The organism is Janthinobacterium lyxosi, assembly GCF_051380665.1.
GTDB lineage: Bacteria > Pseudomonadota > Gammaproteobacteria > Burkholderiales > Burkholderiaceae_D > Janthinobacterium.
Genome location: NZ_JBNYXM010000010.1, coordinates 176,934 through 197,666, shown reverse-complemented (window position 1 = coordinate 197,666; position 20,733 = coordinate 176,934). Strand labels below are relative to the sequence as shown.

The window sequence follows — 20,733 nt, the reverse complement described above, 5'->3', positions numbered from 1 at the left end:
CGCCTAGCGTTTCAGCGCCATGCCGACCGAGGCGGGCGCCGTGTGCTGAAAACCGAACTGCGCATACAGGTCTTGCGCCTGGCCATCGGCGATCAGGCTGACATACGCGCTTTCCGGCACGTCGCTATCGATGAACTGGCGGATTTCGCGCATGATGAGCTTGCCCAGGCCCTTGCCCTGGTGGACCGGCAGCACGGCGATATCGACTACCTGGAAGAAGCAGCCGCCATCGCCGATGATACGACCCATGCCCACCACCTCGTCGCCATGCAGGATTTGCACGGCAAACAGCGAGTGTGGCAAGCCCTTGGCCGCCGCCTCGGTGGTTTTCGCGCTCAGGCCGGCGGCTACGCGCAGGTCCTGATAGGTGGCGATGGCGGGAATGGCCAGGCGGGTGGTGTAGGGCGATGCTGCGGTCAAGGCGGTCTCCTGTAGAAATAGTTTGGAGCGGCAATTATAGGCGGCGCTGGGCTTCCGGGGCGACACGCTTTATTTGTCGCGGGTATTCTGTCCTGGCGTCTTTTGCGCTATGGTGGCGACATCCATACATTTGTTGAAAGCACGCCATGTCCGCAGGATTTACCGCCACCGAGTTGTCCGTTATCAATGAAGACGACGCCCTGATCACCACCCTCGCCGCACCAGCCGGCAAAGGCGAGCCCGTCTACCTGATGCTGCAGCGCGCCGACGAGTATGACGAGCAGGACGTGGCCATGGGCATGGACGAGCCCTACATCGAATACGGCGGCCAGGAATTTGCGTGGTATGGCCACATGCACGCCGTCATCCTGCATCCGAACCGCTTGTCCGTGCAGATGGATGCCGAGGCGGCCATGCAGATGGATGACGACGGTCAGATCGACGTGCGTTTTAACTTGACGCCGGAGCGCTATGCCCAGCTGCAACAGGCGCTGCGCACCATTTTTGAAGGCTGCGATTACTATCGCGAGGAACGTTGATCTGCGCAGACGGCATGGGGCTGGGTGTCGTTTATGCTCGATAGCGGGTATTGACTGCGGGAGAAGACGATGACGGTGCTGATACTCGGTTTGCTGCTGTTCCTGGGCTTGCACTCGGTGCGCATCGTCGCCGACGGCTGGCGTAGCGTCCAGCTGGCGCGCCTCGGCGAAAAACGCTGGAAGGGGCTGTATTCGCTCGTGGCGTTCGCCGGGTTGGGCCTGATCATCTGGGGCTACGGCCTGGCGCGCCAGCAAGCGCTGGTCGTGTGGGCGCCGCCCATGGGCTTGCGCCACGCCAGCGGCCTGCTGATGCTGTTCTCGCTGATTTTATTGGCGGCGGCCTATGTGCCGCGCAACCACATCAAGACCTGGGTGCACCACCCCATGCTGCTGGGCACGCAACTCTGGGCCGTGGCGCATCTGCTGGCCAACGGCAACGTGGCCGAGGTGCTGCTGTTCGGCAGCTTTCTCGTCTGGTCGCTGGTCGACCTGTATGCCGCCGTGCAGCGTGACCGCGCGGCCGGCGTCGCGTACCAGCGCGGCACCGTACAAGGCACCTTGCTCGCCATCGGCGCGGGCGTGGTGCTGTGGCTGCTGCTGGCATTCTGGTTGCATGGCGTGCTGTTTGGCGTGCGGCCGTTTGGATAGCCGGATGGGCACAAGCGCAATTCTGTGCGTTTCAGCATTATCGATACGGAGTGGGATAGGGGGAAGGCGGGGTTGCAACTGAGGCTAGCCGTTGGCGCAAAAAAACCCGCAGCATCTGGCGATGGGCGGGTTTGATCAGGTACTGCCAAAACATGTTCTATGGTGCGGGAGCCGGAATCGAAAATGGCATTGTAGGGCGCATGGATGCTGGGCTTTGATGGGATGAGTTAAAAAAGTACCGTCAAAAGTACCGTCAAAAATAAAACTACCGACAGATCCCTTAAACGCGACGGCGCTGTGGCGGATAAGGTAGCGGCCGATTGACCATCTCGCGCGAAGACTCAAAATATTCGCAGATCGCGTATTGAAGACCATGTGTGCACATACAGTCATCCACGTAGAGGAAGGGCCACCGAGTCGTAAGGTGCTTCGCGAGATGTACTTGGTGCAGGAGCGCAGTTTGCTTGATATTGGCAAGTTGTACGGTGTATCGAACCGTACTGTCAAAAAATGGCTTACCAAGGCACGAATTCCAGTCCGCACACGAGCCGAGGCCGCGCGAATAGCAAAACCGAAGATATCGGCGGCGTTACGTGGCCGAAAGATCGTATTCACAGACGAGTGGAAGCGCAACTTATCAGCGGCCGGCCTGCGCTACGGAGCAGCCCACGCCCGTGGAGTTCGTGTGACACCGGCAGGATATGTCGAGCACACTACTGGCCCTCACAAAGGAAGGTTTGCCCACACTGTTCTCGTCGAAGCTCGAATTGGCAGAAGACTGCAATCGGACGAGGTGGTTCATCACCGGGACGGTGATCGTGAGAACAATGCGGAGGAAAACCTAGAAGTTATGACGCGGTCTGCACTCATGGCGCTTTGCCGAGCAGAGCAAATGCAACTTGGTGTCGGGATGTGCAAGATCAGTTGGAATCAAGCTGTGAAGATCCGAAAGCTGAGCTCGGACGAGAAGCTCAGCAGAAGCCAGCTATCCGAACGATTCGGGCTTTCTACGAAAACGATAGGGCAAATTCTTCGTGGTAAGGCTTGGAGGAGCTAATTGACCATTGATGGTGCATCAGCATTGCGGCCTGGTCGATATGAAGCCTGGCTGTGCGCGTGAGTCAATCAGCCGTTTGCCGACGAATGTTTCACCAATACAGAAACGACCAGGTCCGATTTGCTAAGCGCCTACAGATTCAAGATGTTCAAAAACGACCGTTTATGAACAGGCGATAAAACCCCTCCTCAGTGATGTTCATAAAATACCCCTTTGACTTATGGGCATGTTCATATATATTGAACACGTTATTGAACATGTTTGCTCACCCTTGGAGATAGAAATGGCAACTTTCGCATACGGCCGAGTCAGCACGGCAGACCAGACCACCGAGAACCAGCGCCAGGAGATTGAGCGCGGCGGGATCGTGATCGATTACTGGTTTGCAGACGAGGGTGTGTCGGGAAAGGTGCCAGCAGCGCAGCGGCCACAGTTTGCGCAGCTACAGCAGCAGATACGTGCTGGCGAAACGCTGGTTGTATCCAAGCTTGACCGCCTGGGCCGTGATGCGCAGGACGTTGGCGCCACCATCAAGGCACTGGCCGCCCGCCGCATCGAGGTGATCGTGCTGCAGCTCGGCAAGTTGGACCTGACCTCGCCGGCAGGAAAGCTCATGCTGACCATGCTGGGCGCCGTCGCGGAAATGGAGCGGGATCTTTTGGTCGAGCGTACCCAAGCAGGGTTGGCGCGCGCCAAGCAGCAAGGAACGGAGTTGGGCCGCCCGACCAAAACAAATGACAGCCAGCGACTGGCCATCGTTGCGCAGCATGCAAAGGGTTCGTCGATCAGCGAGCTGGCCCGCACCTACGATATATCTCGTGCCAGCATCGGGCGCATCCTCAAGGCATAATCGGCCAGGAGTGTTTGCCGGCCACCGCGCCAAGCGCAAACATCTTCCCTACGAACAGCCCAGCGCGTAGGTAACCAACATGTTCGGCCATATTGTTGATCCGTCCGGCGCATATCCAAGAGACCAAGTCGGATGGTATGTAGCCGATCGCCACTAGGACACCGGTCAGGAAATGCTCTAACTCAAGCTCGGTGACACCTGTAAAGCCGCTACGATGCAGTCGCAGAACTACGGTTTCAATCGACTTGGCCCTGTCTGGCCGTATCCCATTCCCGTTTTCGCTGCTGGCCTGGCGGTAGTCGACCAGCACCTCTTCACCGGCGTCGATCAGACGGGTGGCAACCATATCCATGTCGCTGTCGGCTGCCTCTGCCTTCCGAGTGAACTTGGCATTGGGCCGAATTGAATGGTTCGTGAGACGCCCCGCATGCGTGCGCTTCCTTGCAATTCGGGCCGGAGCAATCAGTTCGCCGGCGGATATCAGGTGCGTGGCAAATAGTCCCTGCCCGTGGATGGCCGAAGCGCGAAGTTCGAAGGCGTCGAACTCGGGTGGCATAGCAATGTGATCACTCAAATCTTCCACCACCACACGCACAAATTCATGCGAAAAGCCATATTCAACGAGCCACCGCTCATAGTCATACCGGATCTCGTTGAGATCGGTTTCATTCGTTGTCGCGAGTTGCATGTATCGTACTTTCTGATTTCGGTTATGTTTCCTTTTTTGGAGGTGCTGCGGCGTTCAGCGTTGCACTACCCGGTAAAGACGTCGCGGCCCTTCACCAAAGCCATCACCAAAGGGGGGCTTTGGTGCGCACTTAAGGCCGCGTCGTGCTTCAAGCAAAAAACTTAAGCGATGGTCAAATATCGTCGAGCGCAGCCGAATCAAGCAGTGCGCCCCACGTGTGACCGAGGACGGAGTGTAAAAGTTTGTCGACATACCGTCTTTTACATCGAGCGGATAGCGCCGCGCCTTCGGTAAAACACCGCAACAGGGCGTTCCATGCCTTGCTGGCCTACTTGGATTTTTCCCTATGAGGGGCCACTGATGTTGTGGCCCAAGCGCGTGAAAAGTGTTCGGCGTTGCTTCGGCTCTATTTTGGGCGAATCGCCACCCTGGCAGTAATGGGGCCGATGGTCGAAACTGCCTCAAAATGGCCCAAAACCGTGAAAATGGCCCGAAAATCCCCGATGATTCCCGATAAACATGGTGGTTACTTTTCAGCAGGAGGGGGCAGGGCGGCCGTTTCACTTTCTCGCCGCCCAAAACCCATCTTCTCAGCCATCCTCGCTTGCGCTGCTTTTACGCAATCCATATCCTTTTCGAGGTAGGCCATCGTCGTGATGGGGCTCTTGTGACGCATGACGGCCTGTATCGTCTGGATGTTCGCGCCGGCCTCCGACAGCAGCGTGGCATAGCTGCCGCGCAGGCGGTGTGGCGTGAGTCCCTTGATGCGGCACTTCGCGTTCGCGGTTTTCATCGCTGTACGGGCATAGCCGGATTGCATCTGCGTGCCGTCGGCGCGCGGCGCGATCAAGCCTTCGCCTTTGCGCAAGGGCGCCAGGTAGTCGATCAGCCATGGCTGGATGGGGCAAGGCTCGGCCTCGCGGCCCTTGGTGATGCCCGGCGTGTAGGTCTTGCGTTCCCAGTCGATCCACTCCCAGCGTGCAGTGGCGGCCTCGCTCTCGCGCAGGCCCAGGCCGAACAGCAACCGTATGGCCACGGCAACTTCGGGCGTGTCTTTCGTCGCGGCATCGACCTGTGCAAGCCAGGCGCCGGCCGAAGCGAGCGACAAGATGGCACGCGGGACTTTCTGGACCTTCAACATGGTTACTCGCCATGGCAACCGAAGCAGTATTTCGCGCTTGACGGCCCAATTGACCATCAGCTTGATTACCCGCAACCAGGCATTGGCGGACGCCGGCTTGTGGTCGACCAGGTGCAGGTTGCGCGCTTTCTCGATGTGCAGCGTGGTGATGTCGCTCACAGGCAGATCGCCCAGGTCGTAAAGATGCAGGCGCCGGATCACATCCACCGAACGGCGATGCGCAACACTGGCGACGGGTGCGCGCACCAGCTGCCACTCGGCAAACAGTTCGGACAGCGTTGGCACCGGTTTGCCGCCGTTCGCCCGGGTAACAGCGTCGGCGTAGGCCCGTGCGGCCACAATCTCGGCTTCGTGCTTCACCGTCAGGCGCGTGGTGCGCTGGACGCGCTGGCCGGCCACCTGGTACCGGTAATGCCAAATCTTGCTTTCTCCAACTCGAAATAAAGTTGCGCTCATGTTTTTCCTTTCGTAGTTATTTTCTGTGACAATGCTGTGTGAGATACAACGGCTGGCGCGGCACCAGGGCCGCGCATCCGCGCGCGCCGCTGGCTTGGCAGCAGCGAAGTAACGCAGTCACCGTTACAGCGGCGTTACCGGAGCGTTTCCGGGCTTGCGCGCCGCGCCGTCATGGTGATGCTTCGCCATCCCGGAGCACCCGGATCGCAAAACCGCGACAGCGCTGCAATACGTCCACCAGATCGGCTGGCATGGCCGGCCCCTTCATCCGGGTTTGTCGCCATTGTCCGCAGCGCCTGGCGTTGACGGTGCCGGCCATGTGCGCGCATTCCAGGCATACCCGCCGTTCGTCATGCTGTTGGTCGCGCAGCGCCAGACGGTCGGCCAATGCGATTGCGGCCGCCTGATTCAAGCCTCGGCCACGGAACAGTGCCAGTCGGGCGCAGGTAGCATCGTCGGCCGGTGCCGCGCTCGATGCCTGGTGAAGCTCCCCTGTTTGGGAGAGCGGTTCGGCAGTCAGTCGATCAAGGTATCGCACCAGGTCGTCCTTGAACGGGCGCAGCATGCCTGCGGCGAAATGCACCGCATCGGGCTGGCCTTTCAGTTTGAGAGCGCCATTTACCATCTCGACAATGACGCCTGCTTTTTGGCATTCCGCCAGCAGACCTGTCGGGGTCATATCGTCACCTCAACCGAGGAAATTGGTATGACATTGGTTGGCCTCTTTTGCGAAGGGAGCGCCGAAGGGAGCGAAGGGAGCGCTGTATTTTCTGTGCTCCCTTCGCTCCCTTCGTGCTCCCTTCGGGGAATTGCTCCAGGCAAACACCACATCCAGGCGCCGCCCATGCTGGCTTTCACCGCCTCGATACCCAACGATTTTTTGATGCGTTTGGCAGCATCCCATGAATGTCCAGCATCCCGGATTTCGGCTTGCAGCGCTTTGGTGGCCATGCGGCCGCCGGCATCGGTCAAGGTATCGATCAGCATGCGCTCCAGGTCGGCGCGCTGGCCACCGTCGCCACCATCGTTTTCATCGTGCTCGACGTCGCCCAGGATTTCCCGCGCCGTGCCCTCGATCACGCCTTCCCACACCGCGTGCGTGGCCTCGATGCCGCCATCAATCGTTTTCATGCCCAGGGCGTATGCCACGCCACCATCATCCGGTGCGATGTTCGACTTGGCACGCGCCAGCACGCGGCGGGCGCCGTCTTCCTCCTTCGCCGTCACCAGCACCATGCGCGCCAGCGCGCCGAATGCCTGGGAGCCGATAACCCGGTCCTGTGGTGCCTTGCCAGCGCCGCCCTTGGCAAAGTGGGTGATGCCGATCACCGCGCACTGGTGAGCCTCGGCAAAGTCCACCACGGCTTGCAAGCTGCGGCGCACATCATTGGCCCGGTGCATGTCGCCGGCCACGGCGGACACGATAGGATCGATCAGCAGCAGGCTCACGCCACCGATGGCGGCCACCGCGCGGTGCAGCTCCGGAATGTCCTGGGCCGGATCGAATGGCACGCTCTCGCCGTTTTCCGTAATGCCCTCGATAAAGTGGCAGCGGCTCAGGTCGGCGCCAGAGGCGATCAGGCGCGGCACCAGGGTATCGTCGGCCACGTCCTCGCTCGACCAAACCAGGACGTTGCCCTTGCGCTTGCAGGCGCTGCCATCCGGCCAGGTGCCGCCTGCCGTTAGCACGGAGGCCAGGCCGAGCGCCAAAGTGGTCTTGCCTGTGCCGGCGGCACCCGCCAGGATGGTCAGCTTGCCGGCTGGCACCCAGCCAGGCCACAGCCAGGTAATCGGCAGCGGTTTGATATCGGTGGCGCAGCGGATTTTCACCGTGCGCGTGTCGGTCGCCGGGATCATTGAACGATTGTTGGTCAAGCTCGTTGCTGGCCCGGCCGCCGGCGCCGCCGGCGCGGCATGGCTACCGTCCTGCGGCGCGGCCGCGCTGATTGCCGCCATGACCGCCTCGTTTCCCTCGCGGGCATGCAGGTCGTTGAAGTCGGTAGGCTGTCCATCGTCAGACTGGAACACAGGCACCGCCAGCAAGCCGCCAACAGCAGCCGCGGCCGCCTTTGCCTTTATCAGGCCGGTATTGCCGCTTTCCTTGAACCTGTCGTCATCGGCGCACACGATGATCTGGATGCCCGGCAGTTTCCCGTGCAATACCCTGGCCACCGCCTCCAGGTTGCCAGCATTGAAGGCCACGGCCACCGGGTAGCCAGTCACGGCATACAAACTGGCGCCAGTAGCAAAGCCTTCGCAGACCAGCAGCGTATCGGCAGGCTTGCTGCCAAAGCTGTAGTAGCAGCCCTTGACCTTGCCGTTCGACTTGAGGAGCTTGCTGCCATCCTCGTAGATGAATTGCACGCTGGTGATGGCGCCGGTGGCGTCGCGTATTGGCACGATCAGGGTGCGCTTGTCCTTGAACTCTTTCAGGCCATACGGCTTGATGCCCTTGCGGATACAGTACGGATTGTCGTCGGTGGCATCGCGCGCGCCGGCCAGTATGCGCACGCACACGGCCGCTGCTTCGCCTTCCAGCTGCAAGCGCATGAACTCGGCATCCTGTCTGGCCTTGTCGATGCGTGCGCGGTACTCGGCGCGTTCGGCCGGCGTCAGCACCTGGTCGGATTTGCCACACCACTTTTCGGACAGGTCGGTTTTCCAGTTGCCGAAGGCGCCTGCAGGCACGCCGTCGCTGTGCAGGATGTACCAGGCCGACTTCTTGCCCTTCTTGTCATCCGGGGCGTCGAAGCGGTGGCGCTGGCCGTCGGCGACGATATCGGGTGGGGCCAGGTCATAACCGGCCATGGCGATGGCAAACTGCGCCTCGATGTTTGAAAGCGAAGCGTTCAATGGGTAGTCTCCTTTGGCGCCGGAATACGGACAATGACAGCCTTGAAGGTGCCGCCGCGGCGATCTGCCACGTCTTTGTGATGATCGCGGATGAAGCGCTTGGCTTCCGGGCGTGTGGAGAAGGGAATGGTGGCGCCGGCGAAGGTAACGCCCCAGGGCTTATGTGGTGCGGAAGACATTATTTTTCCTCCTTTACCAAATACTTGTTCATCCAGTCGATGCGATCGGCAGCATGCCTGGCCATCAAGTTAGCCGACATAGTGGCAAAACGCATAAGGCGGTCGGTATCTTCCGGGTTGAGAAGTGGTAACTCTTCATTCATTGTCCTGGCCAACGTACTACTGGCGGCCATTTCAAGGCATAGGCCGAGCCCCTTGGCGAAGTCCATCACGATAGTGACGAACTGCGCATCTTGGTTATGTTTCAGGCTGTCGTGCAGAAATGTAAACGGCACGTGTGCAGCAGCGGCCAGCGGCAGCTTGGCCGGTGTTTGTATATGGCGGGTGCTCATGCTGCACCGCCGATCTTGGCAATGGCAGCGCGCCAGATGGTTTTGCCTTCTTCAATGCCGGCAAAGAAGGCATCAGCGGCGGCCGTGCCGACCTGGTACGGCATGTCGAAGTCCTTGCGCTCGATGCGGTGCTCAAGCGCCATGCGGGCGCCGGCCTTGTATTCCTGGCTGCGCGGCGTGCGGCCGTTGTAGAACGCGGTCTGGAAAAGCTGATCCACGGACAGCGTGCCGATGATCGAGGATGATGGGGAATGTAGGGGTGTGGTGGTGCCTGGCATGATTGCCTCCTTGTCGGTTGTAGAACCGCGCAACCCGCTGTCAAACGGGGTGAGCAGCAAATGGTGGGGTTGACAGACCGGTGACAAAGGAAACCGGCAGGCCGAAGCCTCCCCACCACTGCCGCTCATAGGAGACGTAGTGGTACGGACGAAAAAATACCGCCGGGTGGCGGATGTCCGCCTTTGTCTGATCGGGCTGTCAAACCCGGTCGCTTTTTTCTTCGCGACGTTTTCAGGATAGACCGCCAACGAGCTGGCCGTCAAGCTTTTTGTATTGGCGCCTTTTGGGCGGGCGTGCGCGGCGCGGGCGGTCATTGGGTAATCCTGGCAGGCTTGGCGCGGACTGACGCCAGGAAGCCGGGTAGCGCCGCTTTGCGCTGGTCATATGTCCGGCCGCGCGCAATCCACATCGTATTGCGCGCCTCGACGCGCTCCATCAGCAGCAAGTCAGCTTGCTGCAGGTCGTCGCGCTCGACGGCTTCAAAGCGGCCAAACAGCACCCAGTTGACCAGCTTGGCCTCGGCGGCGTAGTGGTGCGCGGCGGTGGCTTTGCCGGCCTCGGCACGGACTTCGTGCAGGGCATCGCACATATCCTGAAAGCTGGTCGAAACTTTTTTGCGCGAACTGGACCAGTCAACAAGATGGCGCCCGGCGCTCTCATCGCGCAGCGCCATGAAGGCATCGACAAGCCGCACTTGGCCGAGCCTGGAGTTCCTGCCGCCGATAAATGGCATTGCCACCAGGGCGCCGCGCTCAGTCAAATCAACCTTGCGCTGCACCTTGTTTTGTCCGCTCAGATAGGAGGACTCCTTGAATTCTAGGCGTCCGATTGTGCCATCGGCAATCAGGGCATCGAGCGATTGTAAGACGTTGTCATGGCGTCGTTTGAACTCACCAGCAATGACCAAGGAGTCGGTTACAGGCTTGCCCTGATGGATATGAACGAGGGTGCTGGCAGGTGCGAGGAGGTTGCTGCCGATGTTGGCCATGCTGTTCATGCCGCACCGCCAGCACGCTTGACGATGAAAGCTTCAACCTGGTCGAGATCCCAAACGGTGACACGATCACTCAGCTTGAACGGAGCGGGGAATTTGCCGCTACGCACCCAACGCCAGATGGTGTCTGGCGATACTGGCAGCTTGCCAGGTTTGCCTTTGGTGCTCGCCAGATCGGCAAGCCGGATAATTCTTTGTGCCATGATGCACCCCTTGCAAATACGCCGTAAGGCAATGGGGTGTACTGTCCTATTTATTCCACTCGATGTGAATCCGGTGTGCCGGCACACCTGTTTTTCCTTCCCTCCGAAATCCACTCTCGGACGGTATCAAAAGTGACTGGAACCAACTTTCTGGCTGTTGCTGCTTCTGCGGCGGCTTTTATGGACTTATACTCAACCTGCTTTTCGTCCCAGTCCCAGATCTCACGCTTCATTTGCCAATTTTCCTTGTGCCTAGCGGCAGCGGCCTTTTTTGCTTGTATAGATAATCCGCTACCCTTGGGCCCGCGCTCTATTGATAGCCCTCGTACTGTGCCAAGCCACATGTTAGCCTCGCAAGAAAATGCCCATGCTACCGCGCTATTTTCTTTCTCTCTCAAGGATTGAATTGCATAACTGCAACATACCTCCATCATTGCCATGTGCACCAACCCTGCTTTGAAGGCTGGCTTTATAATTTTTCCTTCCCATTGCGATAAATCCTCTGTTTTGAGGAGGTTATCGAATTGCGCATCTCCATTTGTGTATTGGCTTCGCCAAAAGTCGTCGAAAAAATATGTAAAAAATGGATATTCCCCTTCAAGTCCCCATAGCTCCCATGTGCTGGCGAGAGAACTCACTACATAAACTGCCTCCGTAAATGATGTGCGCTCTGAACGGAGTGGTCGCATTTCGTTGTCGCTCATTATGGTCCTCGGGAAAAATTTATAAGTTGTGGTGCTAGTCGATCAGGCGAAATAGCCTCTGATAGGCGGATGCGAATTTAGTAGGTGCTGCCCCGAAAATTGATAACATCGGCACCAACTCGCAGCTTGTCCAAGTAGTCAGCCCAGCGCTGCATCATTTCCCGGCGCGCCGGTAGATGACTGGTGCGGTTGTAGGCCCGGCCGTTCACGTCCTTGACCGCGTGCGCCAGTTGGTGCTCGATCAGGTCGACACGCTCACCCAATACCTCATCCATGATGGTTCTGGCCATGGCGCGGAAGCCGTGCCCGGTCATTGCCTCCTTCGGGTAGCCCATGGCGCGCAGCGCCGCGTTGACGGTGTTTTCGCTCATGCAGCGATCTTGCGTGCGAATGCTGGGGAAAACATACCGGCCGGCGCCGCTCATCGCATGCACGCCGCGCAGCAGCGTTACCGCCTGGGTCGACAGCGGCACCAGGTGATCGAAGTTCATCTTCATCTTGACTGCGGGGATGCGCCACAGTGCATCGTCCAGATCGATTTCGGCCCATTCAGCGGCGCGCAGTTCACCAGGGCGCACGAACAGCAGCGGCGCCAGCTTGAGCGCCGCCACGGCGTAGGGGTGGCCGTTGTAGTCGAAGATGGCGCGCAGGAGGCTGCCTGCCTGCTTGGGTTCGGTGATGGCGGCATAGTGCGTGCCAGGCACGGCGGCCAGCGCGTCGCGCAGATCGGCGGTAACATCGCGCTCAGCCAGATCTGATGCAACCGCAAACCGGAACACCTGGCCGCACAGCTGTTTGATCTTGTGGGCCGACTCGATGGCGCCGCGCGCTTCAATCTTGCGCAGAGCAGTCAATACGTCGCGGGGTTTGATGGACGAGATCTGCATCGTCCCAATCTCAGGGAAGATATTCTTTTCCAGCCAGGACGTGTTCTTTTGCTGGGTGCTCTCGGCGCGTTCGGCTTGCGTTTTTCGCAGCCACTGCCGCGCGACGGCCTCAAAGGTATGCGATGCGGCCGCCGTCTTGGCATGCTGGTCATCGCGCTTGGCCTGGCTGGGGTCGATGCCGCCGGCCAGCAGCTCGCGTGCTTCGTCGCGCCGCTTTCGGGCGGTGGCCAGCGATACGGCGGGGTAGACGCCTAAGGCCAGCGTCTTGCGCTTGTCCAGGAAGCGGTAATCCAGGCGCCAATACTTGCCAGCCTCCTTCACCAGCAGGTACATGCCGCCGCCGTCCGTGTGCTTGTCACCGGCAGGCTTGGTGGGCTTCACCTGTCTTACGAATGTATCTGTCAGCGCCATGTCTTTCTCCGTGACGGTACTTTTTTTGACGGTATCCAGAAGTACCGTCAGAAGTACCGACAAAACTTTACGCTGTCATGCTACGTCGTAAGACGACACAAGACAACAAAAAACCCGCGCCTCCTATGGGAAGGGCAGGTTTTGATGTTTCTTAATACGGTATGACGTGATCATTTGGTGCCGGGAGCCGGAATCGAACCGGCACGCTGTTTCCAGCGCGGGATTTTGAGTCCCGTGCGTCTACCTATTCCGCCATCCCGGCAACGCGAGACGCATTATCACTGATTTGTCACAATCTGGCAAGTTTTATGCTTGGCGTGTGTTTTACACAAGCATTGAGAATCTTTGAATACGCCGATTCCAGCGCAAGAAGCGGAGTGCCGCGCCTGGCCAGCCGTCCTATCGTGTCCCTTCACTACCTGGAGGGATATCCCATGCAACAACTGGAAAACAAGGTCGCCATCATCACGGGGGCCAGTTCGGGCATTGGCCATGCGGCGGCGCGGCTGTTCGTCTGCCATGGCGCGCGGCTGGTGCTGGTGGCGCAGTTGGCGGACGGCGGCGCGCAAGCCGTGGCCTGTATCGGCGATGTGGGCGATGCCGCGTGCGCGCAAGGGGCCGTGGCGCTGGCCCTGCAATGCTTTGGCGGCCCCGATATCGCTTTTAATAATGCAGGCACCCTGGGACCCATGGGGCCCACGCCGGAGGTTGCCCTGGAAGACTGGCAAGCGGCGATCGATACCAATCTCACCAGTGCCTTCCTGGCGGCCAAGTACCAGCTGCCCGCCATGGCGGCGCGCGGCGCGGCTCGCTGATCTTCACGTCCACGTTTGTCGGCCATACGCTGGGCATGGTCGACATGGCGGCGTACGCGGCCAGCAAGGCGGGCGTGATCGGCTTGACGAAGGTCCTGGCGGCCGAGTATGGCGCGGCGGGCATCCGCGTGAATGCCTTGTTGCCGGGAGGGACCGATACGCCGATGGGGCGCACGGTGGCCGCCACGCCCGAGGGTGGCGGGCTTGCATGCATTGAAGTGCCTGGCCACGCCGGATGAGATCGCCCGCTCGGCGCTGTACCTGGCATCCGATGCTTCGAGTTTCACCACCGGTACGGCGCTGCTGGCCGATGGCGGCGTGTCCATCGTGCGCGCATAACGCCGACGGCCCGGGATGAGCCGGGCCGTCGGTGTCTTGCAGCTTGCGCTACATCAAGCTCAGTTATGCACGGAGTTCAGCTGGCGCGCGATGATGTCGTGGTTGAGCCAGATGACGGGGGCTTGCGGCTCCGACATGGCATGGAACATCAGCGGACCCGTGCCTTCCAGGACCAGGGAGCTCAGGTGGTCGGTGATCAGTTCCTTGCGGTCCTTGTGCAGCTTGGTGATGTCGTCCGAGGTGCCGATCATGACCTCGGCCAGCTCAGGCGTGTTGTCCATCGGCCAGGCGGCGAAGTTGCGGAACTGCACGCTGGTGGCGTCGCCGTTGTAGGCGGCGATACGGTCCAGCAAGTCTTGCAGCGACACGCCATCTTCCAGCAAGCCCTGGCAAACTTCCCATTGCTGATCGGCCCAGGCGGAACCGCCTTCTTTTTGCAGCGCGACGAGCAGGGGGAACAAGGACAGTTCCACGCCGGCGAAAATGTCCGACGAGTTGGTGCGGATTTCCGGGCAGTTGAACACGGTCGCCTTGATACCTTTTTCCCACGCGGCCTTGGCCACGTTTTCCAGGCGCTTCTTGGCCAGGCCTTGGGTGTAGTTGCTATACGTTTGCCACTGGTATTTGCCGTCGATCAAGATCTCGGTGCCGTGGTAGCCGTAGGCGCTGTAGCGCACCTGGCCGCCCGTTTGCTCGATGCGGGCGCGGATGGCGGCGCTGCCGTCGATCAAGTGCTGCAGGGTGTTGGCCGTGACTTCGTCGAAGTTCATCAGGATCAGCTTGCCCAGATCGCTGTCGAGCAGGGCGCGCGAGGACATGAAGCGCTCGCCGCGGCCCTTGTAGATGCGGTTGGCGATGGCCAGGAAGACTTTGACTTTTGGAATGCCGCCCGCCATGGTGTGGGCGAAATACACATTGCTGCCGTCAGGAATCAGGCTGTCCAGTTCGGCCATGGCTTTTGCCACGGAAGCGCTGAAGCGGGCGATGCCAGCTTCGCGGCAGCGTTCGATTTGTGCCCAGTCCAGCTTGTCTTCTTGCCAGCTTTTCAGGGTCATGTCGGCCAGCAGGGCCGTCGGGGTCGGCTCGCCGGCTGGCGCGTCGAGGTCGAAACCGGCCATCAGCGGCACATTGATGATGCGCCCGCCCAGGTTGGCTTCGGCTTCGGCCAGCTCTTCCGCGTTCAGCGGACGCAGCGCCATGTTTTCATCGCGGCGGCCGACCGTCATGCCGACGATATGCATGCCCGCCTTGCGCGCTTCGTCCAGCAAGCCATTCACATAGCCGCGGCCGAACAGCTCGCCGAACAGCACAAAGGTGTCGCCCTTGCGGAAGATATTTTTTTGCGGGATGTCTCTCAAGGACGTAATCTCGGTCATGGTGTCAATTCATTCAAAAATTAGCAGGGCAGACGGCTAATGCTACTGCCCGCTGGTTCAACATAGTTGTAAATTATGCGCCATTTCAGCTGGGAAAATCCTGTTGCGAATGATTCTCGTCTGGAATGGCATCTTCTTCTGCGGTGGAGCTCTTATTCTTTCGCCATGGCGTATTTTACGCTGCCCCGGCGCACAGCGCCCGCGGACTGGCCTGGCAGGCGCCGATATTACCTCAGCTTGGCCGTGCCGGTCAGCAAAATTGATCTAAAACAAATCCTGTTGGCCCGACACCAGGCGCGAAAAATCATCGCCAAGGAAGGGCAATATCGCGTCCGCCACCGGTTGCAGCTGGCGCGTCAGGTAATGGTGGTAGTCGATGGGCGAGCGCTGCGTTTCCAGCGGCTCCGGCCCCGCCACCGTGATGACATAGCTGATCCAGCCGCCGTTCTGGTATTGCAGCGGTCGGCCCTGCGCCAGGTTATAGGCATCGGCCGTGCGCGCCGCGCGCACATGGGGCGGCACGTTGCGCTGGTAATCGCCGAGGGGGCGGCGCAAGCGCTTGCGGTAGACCAATAAGGCGTCGCATTCGCCGCGCACGGTGCGCGCCACGTAGTCGCGCACATAGTCCTGGTAGGCGGCGCGCTGGAAGATGCGCCGGTATAACTCTTGCTGGAATTGCTGCGCCAGCGGCGTCCAGTCGCTGCGCACCGTTTCCAGGCCCTTGTAGACCATCTCTTCGCTGCCGTCGGGCTTGCCCACCAGGCCCGCGTAGCGCTTCTTGCTGCCTTCTTCCGAGCCGCGGATGGTGGGCATCAGGAAACGCCGGTAATGCGTCTCGAATTCCAGCTCCAGCGTATTGTCGAGGCCGAATTCTTCGCGCAGATGCCGCTCCCACCAGGCGTTCACGTGCGCCACCAGGACGCGGCCGATCTTGCTCGCCGCTTCGTCGCTATGCGCCGTTTTCAGCCACACAAACGTGGAATCCGTGTCGCCATAGATGACCTGGTAACCCTGCTCGGTAATCAGCTCGCGCGTGCGGTGCATGATGTCATGGCCGCGCAGGGTGATCGACGAGGCCAGGCGCGGGTCGAAAAAGCGGCAGCCGCTCGAACCCAGCACGCCATAAAACGCGTTCATGATGATTTTTAATGCTTGCGACAGGGGGGCGTTACGCTCGCGCTTGGCCGTCTCGCGCCCCTGCCACACCTGTTGCACGATGGCGGGCAGGCAGTGTTTCACGCGCGAAAACTGCGCGCCTCGGTAGCCGGGCACGGTATCGGCTTCGTCGCCGCTGGTGCCTACCACCAGACCCACCGGGTCGATCAAAAAGGTGCGGATGATGGACGGGTACAGGCTTTTATAGTCGAGCACCAGCACGGAATCGTACAGGCCCGACTGTGAATCCATGACGAAGCCGCCCGGACTGTTTTCGCCGGAGACATCGCCCAGGTTGGGCGCAACGTAGCCTTGCCGGTGCATCAGCGGCAAGTACAGGTGTTCGAAGGCGGCCACGGAGCCGCCGCTGCGGTCGGCAGCCAGGCCCGTCACGCTGGCTCGTTCCAGCAAAAAGGTCAGCAACTCGGTCTTGGCGAAGATGCGCGTGACCAGTTCGCAATCCTTGAGGTTGTAGTGCGCCAGCGCCGGCTTATCCTCACGGAAACGCCGATCGATCTCGGCCATGCGCTGGTAGGGATTGTCGATGGACTTGCCTTCGCCCAACAGCGTTTGCGCCACGTTTTCCAGGCTGAACGAGGAGAAATTCCACGTCGCCGACTTCAAGGCTTCGATGCCGTCGATGATCAAACGGCCCGCCGCAGCGGCAAAATAGTGTTCCTGCTTGCCGCCATGCTCGCGCCATTCCATGACGGCGCCACCGCGCCCCAGCCGCAAGGGTATTTGATAGCGCTCGGCATGTTCCTTGAGCACGCGCAAGTCGAACTGCACCAGGTTCCAGCCGATGATGGCGTCCGGGTCGTGCTCTTCCATCCACGTGTTCAGGCGCTCGAGGATCTGCGCGCGCGTGTCGCAGTATTCCAGGTCGAAGTCGAGTACTTCAGCGCCGCCATTTGGCGGCCCCAGCATGTACACCTGGCGCTGGCCGCAGCCTTCCAGTGCCAGCGAATACAGCTCGCCGTGCGCCGTCGTCTCGATATCGAGCGACACCAGTTTCAAGGTGGGGCGGTAGCCGGGCGCCGGCCTCAGCTGCACTTCCTGCAGGGTTTCTCCGCTGAACGACACCGGCGCTGTAATAAAACGCTCCATCAGATAGCGCTCGGGCGGGCGGATATCGGCTTCGTACACATCGACGCCGTGCGCGCGCAGCTGCTTTTCCAGCTTCAGCAAGTGCCGGTATTGCTTGCAGTACAGGCCCAGTACGGGGCGATGATGAAAATCGCACAGCGACAGGGGGCGCAGCTCGGCATGGCGCTCGCCGCGCAGCAGCTGTTGCGCTTGTTCCTGCTGCTCCATGGGAAGGAAGGCGACCGCCGTCTGCACGGGCAGACGCACGTGGCGGGGGCCGGCGTCCGTTGCCAGCCAAAAATCGACTTCCGTGCCGGCGCTGGTGTCGCGCCAGTGGCGGGTCAGGATAAAACCCTGTGCGGGAGGGGGTGCTGTGCTGTCCATGCCTTCGTGTCCGTGTCGTGCCCGGATAGTGTGGCACCGGCCTGCACATTACAGCAAGCCGGTGCAGGGTGGGGGTGGTTGCGGCTATAATTTTCTGCATCGAAGACGATAACAAGAGCGCGTCGCGCCAATACCCTGGAGACAGCATGCAAGCAATGAGTTATGTACACGGCGCCCACGAGACGCCGTTGATCGGCGAAACGATAGGCGCTTACCTCGATGGTATTGCCGCCCGCTACGGCCAGCACGACGCCCTGATCGTGGCGCACCAGAACGTGCGCTGGACGTATGCCGAATTCCAGCAGCGCGTGCACCGTTTGGCCGCCGGCTTGCTGAAGCTGGGCTTGCAGCCGGGCGACAGAGTCGGCATCTGGTCGCAAAACTGCGCCGAATGGGTGCTGACGCAGTTCGCCACGGCGAAAGCCGGATTGATCATGGTCAACATCAACCCAGCGTACCGGCGCTCGGAACTCGAATACGTGCTCGACAAGGTGCAATGCAGCGCGCTGATCCTGTCGCCCAGCTTCAAGTCCAGCGACTACCTGGCCATCGTGCAGGACGTGGTGCCGGAAATCGCCCGTTCGCGTGCGGGCGCCCTGCAGTCGCCGCGCCTGCCGCAATTGCGCCACGTCATCCGCCTGGGCGCGGCCGCCACGCCAGGCATGCACAACTTTGACGCCTTGATGGAGGGTATCTCCGACGCCGACCTGGCGCACCTGGAAGAAGTCAGCGCCACCTTGCAGTTTGACGACGCCGTCAACATTCAGTTCACGTCCGGCACCACGGGCGCGCCGAAGGGCGCCACCTTGACGCACCACAATATCCTGAACAACGGTTTTTTCATCGGTGTAGCCATGCGCCTCACGCCACAGGACCGCTTGTGCATTCCCGTGCCCCTGTACCACTGCTTCGGCATGGTACTGGGCAACCTGGCCTGCGTCACGCATGGCGCAGCCATGGTGTTTCCCGGCGAAGGCTTCGATCCGAAAGCCGTGCTCGAGACCGTGCAGGCCGAACGCTGCACGGGCTTGCATGGCGTGCCCACCATGTTCATCGCCATCCTCGATCATCCTGATTTCAAGCAATACGATCTGTCGAATTTGCGCACCGGCATCATGGCCGGCTCGCCCTGCCCGATGGAAGTCATGACGCGCGTCATCGAGTTGATGCACATGGCGGAAATCACCATTGCGTATGGCATGACGGAAACGTCGCCCGTCAGCTTCCAGACTTCGATCGAAGACCCGCGTGAAATGCGCGTCTCGTCCATCGGCCGCGTTCATCCGCACCTGGAAGTGAAAATCATCGATGCGGAAGGGCGCATCGTGCCGCGCGGCGAAAAGGGCGAATTGCTCACGCGGGGCTATTCCGTGATGCAGGGCTACTGGGGCGACCCGGAAAAAACTGCTGAAGCCATCGACACGGCGCGCTGGATGCACACGGGCGACCTGGCCGTGATCGACGCGAGCGGCTTTTGCAGCATCGTCGGCCGCTCGAAAGACATGGTCATCCGTGGCGGCGAAAACATCTACCCGCGCGAAGTCGAGGAATTCCTGTACCGCCATCCAAGCGTGCTCGACGTGCAATGCGTGGGCGTGCCGGACGCCAAGTATGGCGAGGAGTTGTGCGCCTGCATCATCTTGCGTCCGGGCACGCAGGCCACCAGCGAGGATATCCGTGCCTTTTGTGACGGGCAGATCGCCTATTACAAGATTCCCCGCTATGTGCGCTTCGTCGAGGAGTTCCCCATGACGGTGACGGGCAAGATCCAGAAATACTTGCTGCGCCAGCAGGTGGCGACGGACCTGGGGCTGGGCACGGAATAAGGCATGGCATAAAAAAACACCGGGGCGCTGGCTGCGGCCCGGTGTTTTATCTGAAACGGTGTATGGCTTAAGCGGCCAGTTTGCGGCGGCGCAGGAAGCCCAGCAGACCCAGGCCGGCCAGCAGCATGGCGTAGGTGCCTGGTTCAGGCACGGCCGAGACGGTCACGGCACTGAAGCCGGCGCCCGTGATGGCCACTTGCGAATTCCATGCATTCTTGGCGCTGACGGAATTGGCGACCAGGGTGCCGTTCAGTTGACCCGTCCCTGTGAAGTCGCTCTGTGGCGCCAGGATGCTGCCCCAGATGCCCGTATCGAGGCTGGTGCTGGTGGCGTTGGAGAAGTTGAACAGGGTGCGCTCGGCAAAAGCGCTGAAGCTGCCGTAGCCGCCGGTCAGGTTGATCGTGCTGGCGCTATCGTTGATGATGATGTGGGCCGTGCTTTTCAGCGACGACAGGTCCAGCGTCAGGTTGTTCAGCGCCGACGAATCGATGTTGAAAATGTTCACGTCGGCGTTGATGTTGCCCACCAGCGTGTAGCCGCTGTTTTGCATGATCACGGTGCCCGTTGGCTGCAGTTTGGACACGTTATTCGACAGGGTGGTCAGCTGCTGTTTGGCGGCCGAGAAATCCAGGGTGGAGGAATTGCCCTTGCTGAAGGTGCCTGGAGTAAACCATTGTTGCGTGTTCAGGCTGGCGTTGTTGTTGCTGACGCCATACACGGCTGTGCCGTTGCCGCCGCCATTGCTGATCGAGCCCGAACCGATGTTCAGGTTGCCGCCGGCGACGATGGATGGCGCGCTGCTGCCTGGCTTGTTGTTCGTGCCCACCGAAAAGCTGCTCAGGTAAACGTCGCCGCCGCCAGCCAGGCGGCCGCCGATGCTGTGGAAGCCGCTGGCTGCATGATTGCCGATGTTGCCGAAGATCAGGGCCGAATAGCCATTTGCCGCGCCCAGGTCGACCACGGTCGCTTGTGCCGAGGCGCTGAAGGACAGGGCAAACAGGGCGGCGCTGATCAGCGGCAAGGTGCGGGTGGTAAATAATTTCATGGACAATCTCATAGTGAATTTGGGGACGAATAGGGCGGGAAAGCAAGACACCGCCATCGCGCAGCC

At 60.4% G+C, this 20,733-nt stretch carries 19 protein-coding genes, 1 tRNA gene and 3 pseudogenes; 6 read left to right on the top strand and 17 right to left on the bottom strand.

Going from position 1 to position 20,733, the window contains the following annotated elements:
* Window positions 1–3: 3 nt before the first annotated feature.
* Window positions 4–420, bottom strand: coding sequence for a GNAT family N-acetyltransferase (locus ACQ4WP_RS13230; protein WP_436521259.1), 417 nt, complete (start codon window positions 418–420; stop codon window positions 4–6).
* A gap of 146 nt (window positions 421–566) precedes the next feature.
* On the opposite strand from ACQ4WP_RS13230, the gene ACQ4WP_RS13225 reads away from it, so the two are divergent.
* The 4 genes from ACQ4WP_RS13225 to ACQ4WP_RS13210 all read left to right on the top strand — a co-directional run bounded on the left by ACQ4WP_RS13225 (window position 567) and on the right by ACQ4WP_RS13210 (window position 3,514).
* Entirely contained in the window at window positions 567–959 is a 393-nt protein-coding gene (locus ACQ4WP_RS13225; RefSeq protein ID WP_436521257.1) for an Imm10 family immunity protein, read from the top strand.
* Window positions 960–1,028: 69 nt separating this feature from the next.
* Window positions 1,029–1,607 carry an NnrU family protein gene (locus ACQ4WP_RS13220; protein WP_436521255.1) on the top strand — a complete coding sequence of 193 codons (579 nt, stop codon included), beginning with the start codon at window positions 1,029–1,031 and terminating at the stop codon, window positions 1,605–1,607.
* 373 nt (window positions 1,608–1,980) lie between these two features.
* Window positions 1,981–2,664 carry an HNH endonuclease gene (locus tag ACQ4WP_RS13215; protein ID WP_436521253.1) on the top strand — a complete coding sequence of 228 codons (684 nt, stop codon included), beginning with the start codon at window positions 1,981–1,983 and terminating at the stop codon, window positions 2,662–2,664.
* 283 nt (window positions 2,665–2,947) lie between these two features.
* A complete protein-coding gene (locus ACQ4WP_RS13210; protein ID WP_436521251.1) occupies window positions 2,948–3,514 on the top strand; it encodes a recombinase family protein in 567 nt (188 codons plus the stop codon).
* On the opposite strand, the gene ACQ4WP_RS13205 is transcribed toward ACQ4WP_RS13210, so the two are convergent.
* The 12 genes from ACQ4WP_RS13205 to ACQ4WP_RS13150 all read right to left on the bottom strand — a co-directional run bounded on the left by ACQ4WP_RS13205 (window position 3,504) and on the right by ACQ4WP_RS13150 (window position 12,903).
* Window positions 3,504–4,202 carry an SET domain-containing protein-lysine N-methyltransferase gene (locus ACQ4WP_RS13205; RefSeq protein ID WP_436521249.1) on the bottom strand — a complete coding sequence of 233 codons (699 nt, stop codon included), beginning with the start codon at window positions 4,200–4,202 and terminating at the stop codon, window positions 3,504–3,506. The two genes, ACQ4WP_RS13210 and ACQ4WP_RS13205, sit on opposite strands and share 11 nt — an antisense overlap.
* A 526-nt stretch (window positions 4,203–4,728) precedes the next feature.
* Entirely contained in the window at window positions 4,729–5,799 is a 1,071-nt protein-coding gene (locus tag ACQ4WP_RS13200) for a tyrosine-type recombinase/integrase (protein WP_436521247.1), read from the bottom strand.
* Between the two features lie 169 nt (window positions 5,800–5,968).
* Window positions 5,969–6,478: a hypothetical protein gene (locus ACQ4WP_RS13195; protein WP_436521245.1), complete on the bottom strand. Its 510-nt coding sequence runs from the start codon at window positions 6,476–6,478 to the stop codon at window positions 5,969–5,971.
* Entirely contained in the window at window positions 6,475–8,652 is a 2,178-nt protein-coding gene (locus ACQ4WP_RS13190; RefSeq protein ID WP_436521243.1) for an AAA family ATPase, read from the bottom strand. Before ACQ4WP_RS13190 ends, ACQ4WP_RS13195 begins: the two co-directional genes overlap by 4 nt.
* Window positions 8,649–8,831, bottom strand: coding sequence for a hypothetical protein (locus ACQ4WP_RS13185; protein WP_436521242.1), 183 nt, complete (start codon window positions 8,829–8,831; stop codon window positions 8,649–8,651). Before ACQ4WP_RS13185 ends, ACQ4WP_RS13190 begins: the two co-directional genes overlap by 4 nt.
* Window positions 8,831–9,163 (bottom strand): hypothetical protein, encoded by a 333-nt coding sequence (locus ACQ4WP_RS13180; RefSeq protein ID WP_436521240.1) that lies wholly within the window; start codon window positions 9,161–9,163, stop codon window positions 8,831–8,833. Before ACQ4WP_RS13180 ends, ACQ4WP_RS13185 begins: the two co-directional genes overlap by 1 nt.
* Entirely contained in the window at window positions 9,160–9,756 is a 597-nt protein-coding gene (locus ACQ4WP_RS13175; RefSeq protein ID WP_436521238.1) for a hypothetical protein, read from the bottom strand. Before ACQ4WP_RS13175 ends, ACQ4WP_RS13180 begins: the two co-directional genes overlap by 4 nt.
* Window positions 9,753–10,439 (bottom strand): Rha family transcriptional regulator, encoded by a 687-nt coding sequence (locus tag ACQ4WP_RS13170; RefSeq protein WP_436521236.1) that lies wholly within the window; start codon window positions 10,437–10,439, stop codon window positions 9,753–9,755. Before ACQ4WP_RS13170 ends, ACQ4WP_RS13175 begins: the two co-directional genes overlap by 4 nt.
* Window positions 10,436–10,639 carry a helix-turn-helix transcriptional regulator gene (locus ACQ4WP_RS13165; RefSeq protein ID WP_436521234.1) on the bottom strand — a complete coding sequence of 68 codons (204 nt, stop codon included), beginning with the start codon at window positions 10,637–10,639 and terminating at the stop codon, window positions 10,436–10,438. The genes ACQ4WP_RS13170 and ACQ4WP_RS13165 overlap by 4 nt, the downstream gene beginning before the upstream one ends.
* A gap of 50 nt (window positions 10,640–10,689) precedes the next feature.
* Complete coding sequence (locus ACQ4WP_RS13160; protein ID WP_436521232.1) at window positions 10,690–11,343, bottom strand: hypothetical protein; 654 nt, start codon at window positions 11,341–11,343, stop codon at window positions 10,690–10,692.
* A gap of 77 nt (window positions 11,344–11,420) precedes the next feature.
* Window positions 11,421–12,641: a tyrosine-type recombinase/integrase gene (locus ACQ4WP_RS13155; RefSeq protein ID WP_436521230.1), complete on the bottom strand. Its 1,221-nt coding sequence runs from the start codon at window positions 12,639–12,641 to the stop codon at window positions 11,421–11,423.
* Window positions 12,642–12,816: 175 nt separating this feature from the next.
* Window positions 12,817–12,903, bottom strand: a tRNA-Leu gene (locus ACQ4WP_RS13150).
* 172 nt (window positions 12,904–13,075) lie between these two features.
* Here ACQ4WP_RS13150 and ACQ4WP_RS13145 point away from each other — a divergent pair.
* A pseudogene (locus ACQ4WP_RS13145) lies at window positions 13,076–13,795 on the top strand (SDR family oxidoreductase).
* A 59-nt stretch (window positions 13,796–13,854) separates the two neighbouring features.
* Here the strand turns inward: ACQ4WP_RS13145 and ACQ4WP_RS13140 are convergent.
* Window positions 13,855–15,171, bottom strand: coding sequence for an enoyl ACP reductase FabMG family protein (locus ACQ4WP_RS13140; protein WP_436521228.1), 1,317 nt, complete (start codon window positions 15,169–15,171; stop codon window positions 13,855–13,857).
* Window positions 15,172–15,435: 264 nt separating this feature from the next.
* On the bottom strand, window positions 15,436–17,796 hold the full coding sequence (locus ACQ4WP_RS13135) for a DNA polymerase II (protein WP_436521226.1): 2,361 nt from the start codon (window positions 17,794–17,796) through the stop codon (window positions 15,436–15,438).
* Between the two features lie 146 nt (window positions 17,797–17,942).
* Here ACQ4WP_RS13135 and ACQ4WP_RS13130 point away from each other — a divergent pair, with 146 nt between their 5' ends.
* The gene (locus ACQ4WP_RS13130; RefSeq protein ID WP_436521224.1) at window positions 17,943–19,622 is read left to right on the top strand and encodes an AMP-binding protein; all 1,680 of its coding nucleotides are present in this window, start codon (window positions 17,943–17,945) and stop codon (window positions 19,620–19,622) included.
* 67 nt (window positions 19,623–19,689) lie between these two features.
* Here ACQ4WP_RS13130 and ACQ4WP_RS13125 read toward each other — a convergent pair.
* Window positions 19,690–19,782: pseudogene (locus ACQ4WP_RS13125) on the bottom strand (PEP-CTERM sorting domain-containing protein); the annotation flags it as partial.
* A gap of 66 nt (window positions 19,783–19,848) precedes the next feature.
* A pseudogene (locus tag ACQ4WP_RS13120) lies at window positions 19,849–20,667 on the bottom strand (choice-of-anchor A family protein); the annotation flags it as partial.
* Window positions 20,668–20,733: the final 66 nt, after the last annotated feature.